Genomic DNA, 15678 nt, shown 5'->3' on the forward strand with positions numbered 1-15678 from the left:
CGGGGAGGTGGGCATGAGCCAGAGCTGGCAGGGCGGCAGCACCAGAAGATGGCGCCGCACCCGAGCCCACGTCATCACTCGGGACAAGGAGCGATGTCGGGCACACCAGGACGGGTGGTGCGACCGGGTCGAGGGCGAGCACCGGTGCACGGGCGTGGCCGCGCTGACTGGACCAGACGCTGGCCACGCTCACCACACCCTGGGCCGAGCGGCCACGGGCGACGACCCGCGGTACCTCGTGGCGGCGTGTGCCCCGTGCAACCTCCATATCGGTGACCCGACGCGGAGCACCGACCCACCGAACAAGGCGGTCACCAGATGGATCTGACCATGGTCTACGTGTCCTGGGACGACTGCGGCGGGGCGGTACTCCGGTGCCACCAGCACGACGCCTGGGAGCTGCCTCTCGTCGGCGACAACGACACCGTGCCGAGAGTCGTCGAGCAGGCCGAGCAGCACGTCACCGAGGACCACCGCCCCACCATCGACGACCAGCTGATCGAGGTCACAGCGCCCAAGCCTGAGCTGTACGTGATCAACATGAGCACAGGCGAGGTGACCGGCGGACCAGAGCCGGGCATCGTCCAGCACTGGGACCGCGAGACGTTCGAGCTGGTCGTGCACGAGTACGCACCCGACTCATGCGAACGATGCAAGGAACTGCGGGACCTCGGCTTCGAGGACGCGCCATGATGAGTGGCGACTGTGACCGCGCGTCGGTCCTCGCATTCAGAATGGCGCGGCCTATCATTGCGCTCACGACCGCGAGCGCAGTCGAGTCGACGCGTGACCTGCGGTTTTCCCCATCGGGGGGCCCGGTGGACAGCCCGCCCTGTCCTTTTTCTCTCCCCCCGAGTTTCCGGGATCCCAATCTTTTCGCCATTCCGGGGCATTCGTGACGAATGACAACAAAGCGGAATCGGCTATCGCGACTGCGCTCGAAAGGGCGCTCGAATCGATGACGCTGCTGAAGCGCGATGGGGCGATCGCCGAGCTGGCCCGGGTGTACGCCCGGGAGCTGGACGGCCTGTTCACCCGGCTTGGCGAGGACGAGGCGACCGACTCGGCGACGCACCACAAGCGGGTGATCACGGAGATCGACATCATGGGCCGGCGGCTGGAGGCCGTGCTGGATCGGCTCGGCATGTCCCCCGGCGCGCGGCCGGCCGTTCGTGGTGGCGGAGAGGGGGAATTAGGTGACCCTGCAACTCGCGCCCTCGACGAGCTCCGAGCCGACGCCGCAGCCGGTACCGCTGGGGTCGATTACGCCGCGGCTGTGGACCCGGCCGTTACGGCCGCTGACGCCTGAGACGTCGTACGGCTTCCGGGTCATCTGGTTCGCCGCGTTCATCCTGCGCGAGCCGCTCGATCCGTGGCAGCAGTGGGCCGTCATCCACCTCGGCGAGCTGCTGCCGAACGGGCGCCCGCGCTTCCGCCAGGTCCTGCTGCTCGTGGCCCGCCAGAACGGCAAGACGCACCTGTGCAAGGTCCTCGCGCTGTACTGGCTGTTCGTCGAGCGGCAGGCCATGGTGTTCGGCACGTCAACGAACTTGGAGCAGGCGAAGGAATCGTGGGAGCACGCCGTCGAGACCGCCCAGAAGACGCCGGCGCTGTCGGACCGGGTCAGCTCGGTGCGCATCGGCAACGGCCAGCAGGTGCTCTCGACGACGGACCGGTGCCGGTACAAGATCGGCGCGGCCGACCGTAAGGGCGGGCGCGGTAAGACGATCCGTCGGGCGATCGGTGACGAGCTGCGCGAGCAGCACACCTGGGAGGCGTACAACGCGGTGACGTTCGCGACCAATGCGGTGGCGGACGCGCAGATCGTCTACATCACCAACCAGGGCGACGCCAGGTCGGTGGTACTCGCGGCGCTGCGCCGCTCGGCCCTCGCCGGCGATGATCCAGGGCTCGGCATCCTGGAGTGGTCGGCGCCGCCCGGCGCGGCCGTGACCGATCCGGCGGCGTGGGCGGCGGCGAACCCGCAGCTGGGCCGACGGATGGACCCAGCTGTGCTCGCCGGCCCGGCGGCCCGGGTCACGAAGCCGGACGCGGACCCGGCCGAGCTGGCCGGTTTCAAGACCGAGGCGCTGTGCATGTCGGTCGACCGGTTGGACCCGGCGATCGATCCGGCTGCGTGGCAGGCGTGCCTCGACGTCGGCGACCTGGACGAGCACCGGACGATGTTGGCCGCGTGTATCGACCTGAACCCGGCCGGCACGCACGCGACCCTGGCGGTGGCGGCGGTGCTCGGCGACGACCGGGTGCGGGTGGAGACGGTGCACGAGTGGACCGGCCCGAACGCGGCGATGGCGATGGAGCGGGAGCTGCCCGGCTGGGTGCTGGCGGTGAAGCCGAAGGTGCTCGGGTGGTTCCCGGCGGGCCCGGCCGCCGCCGTGGCGTCCAAGGTGGCCGACCGTCGCAAGGAGGGCGTCTACTCCTGGCCGCCGCGTGGAGTGAAGGTGGCCGAGATTCGGGGCGAGACGACCGCGGTGTGCATGGCCCTGGGTAAGGAGGTGTCGGCCAAGACGCTCGCGCACTCCGGTCAGGAGATGCTCGACACGCAGGTGTCCAAGGCGGAGAAGGCCAAGCGCGGTGACGCGTGGGTGTTCACCCGCGCCGGTGGCGGCAACGTTGACGCGGTGTACGCCATCGCCGGCGCCGCCCAGCTGGCGCGGACTCTGCCCAAGACCCGGAAGATTTCGCGCAAGACTCGTGCCGCGCCGTAGATTATTCGACGCCACGCGCTGGGACCGTAGATTCTTCGGCTCCGCGCCGTACACTGCTGGCCATGGGGTGGATCAACGCGGCGGCAAACCAGCTGCGCGATCTGCTGTCTCTGCCTCGTCCGCTGGTGCTGGACGAGCCGGCCGCCGCTGAGTTCGACACCGCCCCCCGGCCGATCGAGCAGGTGTTCGCCGCGCTGAACGCGGCCGGCACGGGCCGGGTCACCCGCGACGAGGCGTTGTCTGTGGCGGCCGTGCAGAAGGGCCGCAATAGCCTGTGCTCGATCGCGACGTTGCCGCTGCGCCAGTACCGCCAACTGGACATCGTCCGCTCACCGTTCCTGGATCAGATCGACCCGGACGTCGCCAACGTGGTGACGCTGTCGCAGACGATCGAGGATCTGGCGTTCGACGCCATTTCGTGGTGGCTGATCACCGCGCAGGACTTCCAGGGGTACCCGCTCGCGGCCCGGCACCTGGACGTGGCCACGGTGAGCCTGGATCCGCCGAAGGGGCAGCCCAACCCGTTCCCGTCCGGCCGTGACGCACGCGGTGTCAAGATCGTGTGGGTTGCTGGCGAGGCAACTCCGGCCGACCGGGTGATTCGGTTCGACAGCCCGAACCCCGGCCTGCTGTCGGCGAACGCGCGGGCGATCCGGCGGGCTTTGCTGCTGGACCGGTTGGCGTCGACGTACGCCGACAACCCGAGGCCGTTGGATTGGTTCACCGACGGCGATGATCCGTCGGTCGAGCCGATGGACGACGACGAGATCGACGGGTTCCTGGCCGACTGGAAGGCCAGCCGCAAGCGCGGCTCAACCGGTTGGATCCCGGGCAACGTCAAGCGCGTCGACGCCAATGCGCCGTCGCCGGCGGAGTTGCAGCTGGTGGAGCTTCAGCGGCAGGTGACGTTGGAGATCGCCAACGGCCTCGGTGTGGATCCCGAGGACCTGGGCGTCAGCACCACGTCGCGCACGTACTTCAACGCGGCCGACCGGCGCATGACGAAGATCAACGAGACGTATGCGCCGTACATGACCGCGATCACTCAGCGGCTGTCCATGGGCGACGTGACCCCGCGCGGGAACACCGTGCGCTTCGACCTGTCGGACTACCTGAAGCCGGACCCGGCCGGGCAGGTCGCCTACTGGAGAGGTCTCTACGACATGAACGTCATCGACGAGGCCGAGATCCGCGCCGCCGCCGGCTGGTCCGGAGCACCGCCGAAGCCGAAGCCGGCGCCCGCTCCGTCTGCTCCCCCGCCGGCGGCCGGTGGCGACGAGGACGCCGAGACGGACAGCGCGGAGCAGGTCGACGCGGCCCGGTCCGCCGCGATGACGTTCGCTGCTGACGACCAGGGCCCGGCGATGACGTTCGCCGGTGGGGACTTCGCCGGTGGAACCGACCCGGCTCAGGTCGACGTCGAGCGACGCACCATCACCGGCCTGGCCGTGCCGTACAACAAGATCGCCAGCAAGTACGGGCTCAAGTTCCGGTTCCTTCCCGGCTCGTTGCAGTACGCCGACGTGTCCCGGATCAAGCACTTGATGGACCACTACAAGCCGGTCGGTGTGCACGAGTCGGTGACGGAGACCAAGGCGGGCCCGGTGGTGAAGCTGCGGGTGCTCGACGGTCCCGTCGGCTCCCCGGCCAAGTTGGAGCGCGACCAGCTGCTCTACGACGCGGAACACGGCCTGTACGACGGCTTGTCCATCGGCGTGGACTTCTCGATGAACCCAGACGACGGGGACGTCGAGTGGAACGAGAAAGACAGCGTCTACGACGTGAAGCGCGCGAGCTGGCGCGAGACGTCGTCGACGCCCATGCCCGCCTTTGACGACGCGAGAGTCACGAAGGTGGCCGCGAGTCGCAATGCACCACCACGAGTGAAGGGGAGATCCGGGATGCCGGACGAGCAGGAGTCCACCGAGACTCAGACCACGCCGCCGGCGACCGGCGGCGTCAACCTCAACCAGGACCAGCTGACCGCGCTGCTTCAGCGGCCCGGCGCCATCCAGGCGCTCGTCGCGGCCCAGCAGACGCAGCAACCGGAGCGGCCGTCCACCCCGGAGGGCGCACTGGTGCTCTCCGCCGACCAGGTCGACGGGCTGATCCGCGCGGGCCAGCTGGGCGCGCTGCTCGGTGTGCCGCAGCTGACCCAGACCGCGCAGCAGGAGCCGGAGCGGCGCCCGACGGTCGACCCGACGCGGCGCACCACGGTCACGGCCAGCGTGTCCGAGGATCTGCCGTACCGGTTCGACCGGGAGGGCAACCTGACGCGCGGTACGCACGACTTCTCCACCGACCTGATCGCCGGGTCGCAGGGCGACGGTAAGGCGCTGGAGCGGGCGCAGACGTTCATGCGCACCCAGTTCGACCAGATCCAGTCGGGTCAGTTCGACGTCGACCGGGCCGACACCACGGCGCTGAACCCGAACCGGCAGCGGCCCGACATGTACGTCGACCAGCTGTCGTACCGCTACCCGGTGTGGGAGGCGATCAACAAGGGCACGCTGCCGGACAGCACGCCGTTCGTGCTGCCGAAGTTCGCCACCGCGTCGGGTCTGGTGGCCGCGCACACCGAGGGCACCGAGCCGACGCCGGGTACGTACACCGCGACGTCGCAGACGATCACCCCGACCGCCGTGTCCGGCAAGGTCGAGGTGACCCGGGAGGCGTGGGAGCAGGGCGGTAACCCTCAGCTGTCCGGGATCATCTGGCGACAGATGGTCAAGGCGTGGTTCGAGTCGCTGGAGGCCTCGGCGGTCGCCGTGCTCGACGCGGCCACCCCGACCGCGATCGCGTTGACCGCCGGCGGCGGCACCACCGGGCAGACCCTCGCATCCGAGCTGACCGCCGCGTTCGCCCGGTTGCAGTTCGTCCGCGGCGGCTTCTCCATGACCGACCTGTTCACCCAGGTCGACCTGTACCTCGCGCTGACCGGGGCGAAGGACAACGACGGCCGGCCGCTGTTCCCGGCGCTCGGCCCGGCGAACACCAACGGGCAGTCCCGCACGCGGTGGCAGGCGATCGACGTCAACGGCGTCGTGGCGCTGCCGGCGTGGGCGCTCGCCGCGTCCGGCGCCGTGGTGGCCAGCTCCTACCTGTTCGACCGGGAGGTCGTGCACGGCTGGGCGTCCGCGCCGCAGCGGCTCCAGTTCGAGTACCGGGTCGCGTACGTCGACGTGGCCCTGTGGGGCTACAAGGCCACGGCGATCACGGACATCACCGGCGTCCGCGAAATCACCTACGACCCGGTGCCGTGAGCCGGACCCGGACTGACCGAATCGAGCAGGGAGGCACACTGATGCCGCAGGACCAGACGCCGGCGCGGGCCGACAGCGCCCCGCCGGCCGACACGCAGACTCCGGCCCAGCCGGCGACGCTGCCGGCCACCACGCCGCCGGCCGCCACCACCACCGTGGCGGCCGACGTGCGGGTGCGGGAGCTGGAGGCGGAGGTCGCCGAGCTGCGCGAGCAGTTGGCCACCGCCGGCCAGACGCCCAAGCCGGGCAAGGCGACGGAGCCGCGGTTCACCTTCTCCGAGGGCCAGCGTGACGAGCTGGAGCGCACCGGCCGTACCGTCAGCCCGTTCACGGGCACGCGGTACGTCGGCTCCAGCCCGGACGACGCCCGCGAGGCCACGGCGGACGAGTACGCCAAGGCCAAGCCGCCGGTGAAGTCGACCGCAGCGCCGGCGGGCAAGCCGGCTGGCGGCCGGCCCGCCTCGGGTCGCAGGCGCTGAGGGGACGCGGCCGTGCCCTGGAAGCCTGACTACGTCACCGCGGCGCAAGCCGCGGCGTTCGTGCGCACCCCCGGCGTGAACGAGGCGGAGCTGGCGACCTGGTGCACGGCCGCGTCTCGGGCGATCGATAAGAAGACGAACCGGCAGTTTGGGAAGGTCGATGCGCCGGTCGCCCGGACGTACCGCCGGCCGGCCTCCTACGACGTGGTGTCGGGGCTGTGGCTGCTGGAGGTCGACGACGTCCAGGACGTCACCGGCATGACCGTCGGCGGCGTGGCGCTCGCCTCGAGCGGGGTGACGCTGCTGCCCGACGACGCGGCGTTGGAGAGCAAGCCGTACGAGCGTCTCGGCTTCAGCGACTACCCGGACAGCCCGGTCGTCGTTTCGGCGATCTGGGGTTGGTCGGCGGTGCCCGCTGGCGTGATCGGTGCCTGCAAGCTCCAGGTGTCGCGGTGGGACTCGCGTCGGGACTCGCCCTACGGGGTGGCCGGGTCGCCGTCGGAGGGGTCGGAGATGCGGTTGCTGGCACGCCTTGACCCGGACGTGTCGACGGCCCTGGCCGGTCTGTCGCGGCGCCGGCGGGTGGGCTGAGCCGTGGACCCGGTCGACGTCGCTGACGAGTTGAGCGTCGCGCTGCGCACCATCGGCGGGCTGACCGTTCCGGAGTGGGGCGTGCAGCGGGTGTCCCCGCCGTTCGCGTTGATCCCGCTCCCGGACCAGATCTCCTACGACCTGGCGTACGGCCGTGGCGGGGACCGGATCGAGGACTGGCCGGTGATGGTGCTCGTCGACCGGCCGGCGCGACCGGAGTCGCGGCGCGCGATCGCCGAGTACGGCGCAGGGTCCGGCGCGAAGTCCGTCAAGGCGGCGATCGAGGCCCACGCGTACACGGCCTGTGACGCGGTCCGGGTCACCTCGTGTGAGTTCGAGGTCGTCTCGTACGCCGACGTCAGTTACCTGGCGGCGATGTTCCACCTCGATATCAGCGGAAAGGGCGCATAGCCATGGGATGGCAGCACGGCAAGGACACGAACATCACCGTCGCCGGTGACGACATCTCGGAATGGACGAACACGTCGGAGATGACCCGCGGCGCGGCCGGGCACAACGTCACCACGTACGGCAAGAATGCCGAGGTCCACACCGGTGGGCTGAAGAACGGCCAGTTCACCTGCGGCGGGATCTACGACAACACGGCCGCGACGGGCCCGCACGCCGTGCTCAACCCCATCGTGGGCACGGTCGTGGAGATCGTGCGGCAGCCGGAAGGGCCGGGCACGGGCCGGCCCGAGCAGACGTTCGAAGCGCTGCTGACGCAGTACGTCGAGACCAACCCGGTGGCGGACAACGTCACCTGGTCGGCCCAGTTCACCATCTCGGACGACGTCGTCGAGACGACGCAGGTTTAGGGGAGATCAGCTGTGGCGGTAGACAAGGCGGCGCTGTTCCGGCCGAGGTGCACGGAGCAGGACGTGGACCTGCCCGGGTTGGGTGTGGTCCGCATCCGGGCGTTGACCCGGGCGGAGGTCATCCGGATCAGCGAGGCCGCGAAGGCGAACGAGGGCAACCCGGCGGCCACCGAGGCGCTGTCGCTGTCGCTGGCGATGGTCGACCCGCAGTTGACCGAGGACGAGGTCCGGCAATGGACGGCGGTCGCCGGTTTCGGCGAGATCGAGACGCTGAACACCGCGATCAACAAGCTGTCCGGCATCGCCGGCCGCGCCGACAAGGAGGCGTACAAAAGCCTTCGAGACGAATCCGGATCTTGAGTTCGACTTCGTCCTGGCCGAGAAGCTCGGGATGACGGTGGCCCGGATGCGGGCCGAGATGTCGAACGACGAGTACGTGCAGTGGTCGATCTTCTACGCGCGGAGGGCGCAGCGCCGGCAGATGCAGGAGCTGATGGCGCAGGGACAGCAGCGGGGGAGGTGAGCGAGCGTGACGGAGCCGATCCGGGTCGAGGGCCTGGCCGAGTTCAACCGGGCGCTGAAGAAGCTCGACGCGAACGCGCCGAAGGGTCTGCGGCTGGCCCACAACGAGGCGGCGCAGATCGTGGTCGACGCCGCCCGCCCGCTGATGCCCTCGCGTACCGGCCGGGCCCGGGCCGCGATCAAGACAAGGTCGACGCGTACCGCGACGCGGGTGTCGGCCGGGTCCGCGCGGGCGCCGTACGTGCCGTGGCTGGACTACGGCGGCGAGGGCCGGCGCAAGGGCCGGCCCTCGCACAGGGAGTTCAAGAAGGGCGGCCGGTACGTGTACCCGGCGTTCCACCGCACCCGCGGTGATGTCCAGGACGCGCTGGAGTCGGCGCTGCTGAAGGTGGTCCGCGACGCCGGTCTGGAGGTGGACTGACGTGGGGAACTCCGTAACGCTCACCTTCGCCGGCGACGCCACCAAGTTGGACAAGGCCGCCGCGCAGGCCGTCAAGGCGCAGGAGTCTGTGGGCGACGCGGCGCAGCGGGTCAGCAGGCAGACCGACCAGGCCGGTGCGGCGGCGGGCGCGTACGGCGACCGGATGGCCCGGGTCGGTGCCAGCGCGGCCGGTATGTCCGCGGCGATCGGCGACGCCGGCGGCACGGTGTCGGCGCTGTCCGCTCTGCAGAACCGCAGCGCGGACCGGGCGCAGGCGCAGGCCCGAGCGCTGGCCGACGTCGAGCAGGCCGGCCTGGACGCAGGGCAGGCACTCGGTGACCTGAAGCAGGCCCAGATCGACCTCAACCAGTCGCAGGTCGACGCGAAGCAAGCCGGCGCCGACGCGGAGCAGGCGCTGCTCGACGTGAAGCAGGCCGGTATCGATGCCAAGGTCGCCCAGCAGGACTACGCCGCGGCGGTTAAGGAGCACGGCAAGGGGTCGGTGGAGGCGAAGCAGGCCGCGCAGGACCTCGCCCAGGCGCAGCTGGACCTGAAGCAAGCCGGCATCGACTCGGAGCAGGCGCAGGTCGACCTGACCCAAGCCAACGAGGACGGCGCGCAGGCGAACCGGGACATGGCCCAGGCCAACCGCGACGCCAAAGACGCCCAGCTGAACCTGAACGACGCGCAGCGCGCCGCCGACCCGGGCACCCTCGCGACCTGGGGCAAGGAGATCGAAACGGTGTCGACGGCCGCGCTGGGGCTGGTCGGCATCGTGAATCTGTTGGCCATGGCGAACGGCGCGGTCAGCGCCTCGGCGGTCAAGTCGGCCGCAGCGATGACGGTGGCGAAGGTCGCGACGATCGCCGGCGCCGCCGCCACGGCGATCGCGACGGCCGCGCAGTGGGCGTGGAACATCGCGATCATGGTGGCCACCTCGCCGATCACCCTGGTCGTCGCCGGGATCGCCTTGCTGGTCGCCGGGATCGTGTGGGTGGCCACACAGACGACCTGGTTCCAGGACATCTGGGCTGTCGCCTGGGCCGGGATCAAGGCCGCCGCCGAATTCGTCTTCAACTGGATCGTCGGCGGCTGGAAGTGGGTCTTCAAGACCCTGACCACCGGAGTGCGGGCGTGGTGGGACCTGTTCTCCGGCTTCTGGTCCGGTGTGGGCCGGATGGCGGGCCGATTCCTGGACTACACGATCGGCCTGCCCGGCCGTATCGGCAAAGCGTTCCTCAAGATCGCCGGGTACATCTCGACGCCGTTCCGCAACGGCTTCAACGCGATCGCCCGGGCCTGGAACAACACCGTCGGCCGGCTGTCGTGGACAGTGCCGGGCTGGGTGCCCGGCCTCGGCGGAAACTCGATCAGCGCCCCGCACCTGCCGACGTTCCACTCCGGCGGTCGGGTGCCGGGCACCCCGGGGACGCCAGTGCCGATCCTTGCCCTGGCCGGTGAGGAGATCTCGTCGCGCAGCGCATCCGGTGGCGGTAGCGCAACGCTGATCATCGACTCCGCCGGATCTCAACTTGACCTCCTGTTGCTGGAGGTGCTGCGCCGGGCGATCGGGAAGCGTGGCGGCAACGTCCAGGTCGTGCTCGGCGGGTCGAAGTGACCGCGCCCGCAGCCGGCGCCCGGTTCCAGCTGAAGATCGAGCTGTACCTGGGTGCGATTCACGGCTGGGTGGATATCACCGCCGACTTGCGCGGCGCGGTGACCATCACCCGTGGCCGCACGTCCGAGGGCAACCGCGCCGACCCCGGCGAGTGCGGCTTCCGACTGGACAACCTGTCGGGGGACTACTCGCCGCGTAACCCGCTGGGCCAGTGGTACGGCTACCTGGGCCGGAACACCCCGGTTCGGGTGTCCGCTGGTCCGATCGGCGGCGCCCTGGTGGGCCGCTTCTACGGCGAAATCGCGTCGTGGCCGCCCGGCTGGTCCATCGAGGGCAAGGACCGGTACACGGACGTGGACGCGGCCGGGATCCTGCGTCGGCTCGGGCAGGGAGAGCAGCCTGCGTGGTCGCCGATCCGCCGCACTGTCCAAGCCGGGACGTCGCTGCTGGCCTACTGGCCGCTGGAGGACGAAGCCGACGCGACGGAAGCCGCGTCGGCGGTCACCGGGATCGCGGCGATGCAGCGCGCCGGCACTGTGGCGTTCGCGGCCGGTGACGTCAACGTGTCAGCCGGTGGCACCACCCGGTGGGGCACGCTGCCGCTTCCGTCACTGACGGCCGCCGGTAGTCTCACCGGGCAGGTGCCGGCTGGTGTTTCCTCGCCAGTGGCGTGGTCGGTGCATATGTTCTGGCAGTCCGTTGGTGGCACTGACGACAACCTCGCGTTGGTCGGCTGGGACGCCGAAGCGGGCGGCACGTACGCCCGGTGGGAACTCGTCCAGGACCGCGGAGGCGTGGACGGCACCTACCTGGTTGGCTACGCCGCTGGTGGCGCCGCGACGGTGGTGTGGAGCACAATCACGACGTTCGGCGGGCCCGCCGACCTGGTGATCTCGGCCGCGCAGTCCGGCGGGAGCATCAGCGTCACCGTCAAGTTCGGCACCCTGACGTCCAGCGCTTCCGTGGCGGGCACTCTGACCCGCATCACTGCGGTCGCCCTGAACCCAAACCGGGCGACGTTCGCCGTCTCCGACGAGTTCATCGTGGGCCATCTGCGGGTCTGGGACACCGCCGCGATCACGCCGATGGCGTTCGGGGACCTGCAGTCGTACCGCGGGGAGTCGGCCACCGCGCGGCTGGCCCGGGTGTGCGCGGAAGCGGGGATCCCCCTCACCGGCACCGCAGTGGCATCGGACACGACGCTGGGTCCGCAACCGGTCGCCACATTGCAGGCCCTGTTCGACGAGTCGGTGGAAGCCGACGCGGGGATGCTCTTCGAGCAGCGCGGTGCACTTGGGCTGGCCTGCCGGACGCGGTCGAGTCTCTACAACCAGACGCCGCTCGACGTGCCGTACACGCGGCTGATCCCGCCGTTTGCGCCGGTCGACGACGCCGACCAGGTCCGTAACGACGTCACGGTGAAACGCACCGGCGGCAGCTCCGCGCGGTCGGTGCAGGCCGTTGGGCCGCTGGCCGCTGTGCCACCACCGGATGGGGTCGGCGTGTACCCCACCGAGATCGAGCTGAACCTGTTCGCCGACGCCCCCCTACAGGATCACGCGGAGTGGATTCGGCATCTGGGCACCATCGATCAGCCGCGCTATCCGCAGGTGTCGGTGCAGCTCGCGGAACCAGAGTGGCAGGCCGACCTACCGGGAATGGCCGCACTGCTGGCCGTGGACAGCGGTGCCGCGCTACGGGTGACGTCGCTGCCGTCGTGGGCTGCGGGCGACGCGCGCCTACTGGTGACCGGGTACACCGAGACGCTCGACGAATGGCTCTGGAAGCTCACCTTCGCGGCCCGCCCGGCCACGCCGTGGGACGTTGCCGAGGCGGACGGTGATCCACGGGTAGCCGCTGACGGGTCGACGCTGGGCTCGTTGCTGACCGCGGGCGGGATGTTCATCGGGATCACGTCGACCATTCAGAACGGCCTGTGGACCACTGCGGCGGCTGACTTTCCCCTCGACGTGCGGGTAGGCGGGGAACGGATCCGCCTATCGGCGATTACGGGGGGCAGCAGCCCTCAGACCGGCACGATCTCCGCCCGGGGCATCAACGGCGTACAGCGGGCGTGGGCGGCCGGCACCGAGGTGGACGTGTGGGCCCCAGCGGTAGCGCCCCTGTGAGAGGTGACCAGTGATCATCCAGACCGGAATGAAGCTCACGCCGCAGCGGATCAGCATCCCCGCTGGAAGCGTCAGCGTCAGCTTCACCAGCCAAAGCCAAGTCGATGTTGTCGTCGCCTACGGGTTCACGTTCACCAACTCACCGCGGGTGGGGGTAAACATCGCGTCGTCGGCCGGGGCCACCGCCGGCTGGATCGCGAAGGCGCACTCCATCAGCACGACGGGCTTCACGCTGCGGGTGTCGGGAGCGTCGGCCACGTGGACTGGGGTGCCCGTGCAGTGGTGGGCGATCCCGTCGTGATTCGGCGCAACCTACTGACCGGGAGAGACACATGACCCGTGCACCCGCGAATCTGCTGGCCGTCCGCACCCTGCTCCTCACCCACCTTGACAACGCCCCCGGACCAGACGACCTGGATCCGGGCGAGGTGGGCATCGTCGGCGACACCGCGCACCGGGGCGGCTACCACTGCGGTTCGGACCGGGTGGTCACCGGCGACTACTCGGTGGTGGAGTCGCCCCGGGACCGGGCCGGGCTGACCCTCGACGCCGCAGCGCTGGACATCGGCCCGTTCGACGTCCGCTCCGGTGGCCGTACCAACACCCTGGCCACCTTCTCGGTCTGGTGTGTCGCGCAGTGCGTCGCGAACGCGGCCGACACCCGGGACATCCGGGAAATCATCTACAGCCCCGACGGCACCATCGTGAAGCGGTGGGACCGGCTCGGCAAGCGCACCAGCGGGGACAGTTCGCACCGCTGGCACACGCACTTCAGCTTCTTCCGCGACGCGATCAAGGCGGGCCGCGACCAACGGCCGCTGTTCCGCCGCTACCTGACCAGCATCGGCCTCATTCCGGGCCCCACCACCAGCACGGAGGTCGACATGTCGGAGCGAGCCAGCAGGGCCATTGAGGCGTGGGCGGTCGGCAACCTGGCCACCAGCGCCAAGGAGCCCGTCGAGCCGGTGCTCTGGCGCAAGCGCGACGAGGCATACCAGGCTGAGGACGTCGCGTGGCGCAAGCGGACGGACGCCACCCTCGCCGCGGTGCTCGCCGCCGCGAAGGGCCTCGACACCAAAGCCGTCCTCGCCCGCATCGACCAGGTCGCCGCGGCCGAGTCGGAGCGCGACGCCGCCCTGGCCGAGCTGGTCCGCCGCGCCACGAGCGGGGAGCTGACCGCCGAGCAGGTCGTCGACGAGCTGACCCGGCGGCTCGCGTCGTGACCATGCCCGATCCGCTCGGTGACCCGCTCGCGATCCGGATCACTGGCCGCGAGATCTACGACGCCGTGGTGCGCCTGACCGGCCGCGTGGACGTGCTGATCGAGCAGCACCAGGCCACCACTCGGGACGTGCAGGATCACGAAGAGCGGATCCGGCATCTGGAGTCGAGGCAGTGGCCGCTGCCGGCGGCGGCACTGCTGGTGTCCGCTGCGGCGCTCGGTACCGCGCTGCTGCCCCGATTGCTCAACTGAGCCCGACCGTACCCAAGGAGGTAAACCGTGCAGCCCAACTCATCCGCACAGCCGACTCAGACCCGCTACCCGTGGCGGGCGACCGTCCGGACGCTCTTCGCCGCCGGCGTTGGTGCGCTGTCGCTGCTTCCGGTGGCGGCCGCCACCGCCGGTGTGGACACCGTGCCGGCGGTCGCCCAGGCGGTGGGCGTCGCCGGTGCGATCACCCGCGTCTTGGCACTGCCGGGGGTGGACGCTTGGCTGCGGACGTACGTGCCGTGGCTTGCGACCGCGCCGGCGGACTAACAGTTGGTTGCCCTAGGCAACCTTTGCGCCGAAACGAAGCGCCCCCGCTCGGCTCTCCAGCCGGCGGGGGCGCTTCGCCCTGCCCGGGTCAGGCCAGGCGGCCCGTGCGGCGCATCACCACCCGGCGGCCGTCGTGGGTGGTGCGGACGGTGCGCGGGTGGCGAGGGCTGGCGGCGGCCCGCTCGGTGAGCAGGTGGTGGCGGGCACCGGCCGGGCCGTCGATGAACCGGGCGGGTCGGCCGGTGGAGGCAACCCCGGGGAACATGATTGCCCTGCGTCCGAGGCGGATCTGCTCTGCGGTGGTCTTCGCCTGCCGGTTCATCTTCGTCTCCCTCTCTCGCTTGCCTGTACCTAAATACTAGCCTGCCCTGTTGTTTAAGTCAATAGGGTGGGCTAGTATTTCCTCATGACTGAGACGCTCTCCGACCTCGCCGCCCGGCTCGCCGTCGTCGACCAGCTCGACCCGGCCGCCTGCTACCGGGCCGCCGGCGACCTCGCCCCGCTCATCAAGAGCGCCCTGGCCGCCGTGCAGGACGCCGCCGTGGCCACGGCCTGCGACACCGCCACCTACGACCAGGTCGCCGCCGAGCTGGGCATCTCCGCCTCCGAGGTCAACCGCCGCGTCACCGCGCACCGCAAGCGCACGGGTGCGCCGGCGAGACGTGGCCGCAAGCCGCGGCAGGCATAGACCGCCGAAATGCCCCCGCTCGCCTAATCAGGCTGGCGGGGGCATTTCGCTGTGCGGGTGGGTGGCTCATACTGGCCGCATGGCTGGTGGCTGGAGACTGAACCCCCCGGAGCCGGTGCTGTCGCTGACCTGGCGTCAGCGGGCCCGGCGGGCCTGGTCGCGGTGGGTACGGCGTCGGGTCACCGCGAGGTTGTGAGTTTGCACTGCACCTGACCGGCGCCGCGCTCCCGGGCCCGTTTCTCCCCGTCGCTGATCTCGCAGCGGAACATGTCGGTTCTGTGCCCGGTCGCGGTAACGGTGATCTCGATCTTCAGCCCGGACGTGTAGTCCAGGGTCTGCTTGTACTTGCCGCCCGCGATCTTGTCGCGGGTGTGGTCGCCTCGCGCTTCGCCGACCTTCGCCGCCCGGACGTAGATGTCGTAGGGGCCGGTGGCCTCGGTGATCTCGATCGTGACGACCCGCTGAGCACGTGGGTCGACCTGCTTGTCGGTGGCGGGTCGGTCGCTCTTGACGCCGCCTTCGCCCTCGCAGGCGAGTACCGCGGTGATGGCGAGCAGGAACGCCAGGGCCTTGACGGCGCGGCGTGTTCGGTCAGGATGGTGCATAAGTCAGACCTCCAGTGTCTGGTCCAGGCCCCTGGGGCGGCGCTTGCATCGCCGTT

At 70.3% G+C, this 15678-nt stretch carries 20 protein-coding genes; 18 read left to right on the plus strand and 2 right to left on the minus strand.

Annotation, left to right across the window (positions count from 1 at the left end; translation table 11 throughout):
- Window positions 1–318: 318 nt before the first annotated feature.
- From IF46_RS0110865 to IF46_RS0110945, 17 genes are all read left to right on the plus strand, one after another.
- Window positions 319–693, plus strand: coding sequence for a hypothetical protein (locus tag IF46_RS0110865; protein ID WP_030488186.1), 375 nt, complete (start codon window positions 319–321; stop codon window positions 691–693).
- A gap of 202 nt (window positions 694–895) precedes the next feature.
- Entirely contained in the window at window positions 896–1309 is a 414-nt protein-coding gene (locus tag IF46_RS0110870; protein WP_157562887.1) for a terminase small subunit, read from the plus strand.
- Entirely contained in the window at window positions 1197–2729 is a 1533-nt protein-coding gene (locus tag IF46_RS33225; protein WP_232234004.1) for a terminase, read from the plus strand. The genes IF46_RS0110870 and IF46_RS33225 overlap by 113 nt, the downstream gene beginning before the upstream one ends.
- Before the next feature lie 62 nt (window positions 2730–2791).
- Window positions 2792–5992 carry a phage portal protein gene (locus IF46_RS0110880; RefSeq protein ID WP_030488189.1) on the plus strand — a complete coding sequence of 1067 codons (3201 nt, stop codon included), beginning with the start codon at window positions 2792–2794 and terminating at the stop codon, window positions 5990–5992.
- 41 nt (window positions 5993–6033) lie between these two features.
- Window positions 6034–6471: a hypothetical protein gene (locus tag IF46_RS0110885; RefSeq protein ID WP_030488190.1), complete on the plus strand. Its 438-nt coding sequence runs from the start codon at window positions 6034–6036 to the stop codon at window positions 6469–6471.
- 12 nt (window positions 6472–6483) lie between these two features.
- Window positions 6484–7062, plus strand: coding sequence for a hypothetical protein (locus tag IF46_RS33230; protein ID WP_030488191.1), 579 nt, complete (start codon window positions 6484–6486; stop codon window positions 7060–7062).
- A 3-nt stretch (window positions 7063–7065) separates the two neighbouring features.
- Complete coding sequence (locus IF46_RS0110895) at window positions 7066–7473, plus strand: hypothetical protein (RefSeq protein WP_030488192.1); 408 nt, start codon at window positions 7066–7068, stop codon at window positions 7471–7473.
- Window positions 7474–7475: 2 nt separating this feature from the next.
- Window positions 7476–7880 carry a hypothetical protein gene (locus IF46_RS0110900; RefSeq protein ID WP_030488193.1) on the plus strand — a complete coding sequence of 135 codons (405 nt, stop codon included), beginning with the start codon at window positions 7476–7478 and terminating at the stop codon, window positions 7878–7880.
- A gap of 12 nt (window positions 7881–7892) precedes the next feature.
- Window positions 7893–8240 carry a hypothetical protein gene (locus tag IF46_RS0110905; RefSeq protein WP_030488194.1) on the plus strand — a complete coding sequence of 116 codons (348 nt, stop codon included), beginning with the start codon at window positions 7893–7895 and terminating at the stop codon, window positions 8238–8240.
- 31 nt (window positions 8241–8271) lie between these two features.
- Entirely contained in the window at window positions 8272–8403 is a 132-nt protein-coding gene (locus IF46_RS35500) for a hypothetical protein (protein ID WP_269638755.1), read from the plus strand.
- A 6-nt stretch (window positions 8404–8409) separates the two neighbouring features.
- Complete coding sequence (locus tag IF46_RS0110915) at window positions 8410–8823, plus strand: HK97 gp10 family phage protein (protein WP_030488195.1); 414 nt, start codon at window positions 8410–8412, stop codon at window positions 8821–8823.
- Window position 8824: 1 nt separating this feature from the next.
- Window positions 8825–10441 carry a hypothetical protein gene (locus IF46_RS33235; RefSeq protein ID WP_051723830.1) on the plus strand — a complete coding sequence of 539 codons (1617 nt, stop codon included), beginning with the start codon at window positions 8825–8827 and terminating at the stop codon, window positions 10439–10441.
- Window positions 10438–12570: a hypothetical protein gene (locus IF46_RS0110925; protein WP_030488197.1), complete on the plus strand. Its 2133-nt coding sequence runs from the start codon at window positions 10438–10440 to the stop codon at window positions 12568–12570. The genes IF46_RS33235 and IF46_RS0110925 overlap by 4 nt, the downstream gene beginning before the upstream one ends.
- A 10-nt stretch (window positions 12571–12580) precedes the next feature.
- Window positions 12581–12871: a hypothetical protein gene (locus IF46_RS0110930; protein ID WP_051723831.1), complete on the plus strand. Its 291-nt coding sequence runs from the start codon at window positions 12581–12583 to the stop codon at window positions 12869–12871.
- Window positions 12872–12902: 31 nt separating this feature from the next.
- Window positions 12903–13793, plus strand: coding sequence for a hypothetical protein (locus IF46_RS0110935; protein ID WP_030488199.1), 891 nt, complete (start codon window positions 12903–12905; stop codon window positions 13791–13793).
- 2 nt (window positions 13794–13795) lie between these two features.
- Entirely contained in the window at window positions 13796–14044 is a 249-nt protein-coding gene (locus IF46_RS0110940) for a hypothetical protein (protein WP_030488200.1), read from the plus strand.
- Window positions 14045–14071: 27 nt separating this feature from the next.
- Window positions 14072–14329 carry a hypothetical protein gene (locus IF46_RS0110945; RefSeq protein WP_036391702.1) on the plus strand — a complete coding sequence of 86 codons (258 nt, stop codon included), beginning with the start codon at window positions 14072–14074 and terminating at the stop codon, window positions 14327–14329.
- Window positions 14330–14417: 88 nt separating this feature from the next.
- On the opposite strand, the gene IF46_RS0110950 is transcribed toward IF46_RS0110945, so the two are convergent.
- Entirely contained in the window at window positions 14418–14651 is a 234-nt protein-coding gene (locus IF46_RS0110950) for a hypothetical protein (RefSeq protein WP_030488202.1), read from the minus strand.
- Between the two features lie 84 nt (window positions 14652–14735).
- On the opposite strand from IF46_RS0110950, the gene IF46_RS0110955 reads away from it, so the two are divergent.
- On the plus strand, window positions 14736–15017 hold the full coding sequence (locus IF46_RS0110955; RefSeq protein ID WP_030488203.1) for a hypothetical protein: 282 nt from the start codon (window positions 14736–14738) through the stop codon (window positions 15015–15017).
- A gap of 179 nt (window positions 15018–15196) precedes the next feature.
- On the opposite strand, the gene IF46_RS0110960 is transcribed toward IF46_RS0110955, so the two are convergent.
- Window positions 15197–15622, minus strand: coding sequence for a hypothetical protein (locus tag IF46_RS0110960; RefSeq protein ID WP_030488204.1), 426 nt, complete (start codon window positions 15620–15622; stop codon window positions 15197–15199).
- Window positions 15623–15678 lie beyond the last annotated feature (56 nt).

The sequence above is a fragment of the Micromonospora chokoriensis genome (genome assembly GCF_000718555.1).
In the GTDB taxonomy this organism is placed as follows: Bacteria; Actinomycetota; Actinomycetes; order Mycobacteriales; family Micromonosporaceae; genus Micromonospora; species Micromonospora chokoriensis_B.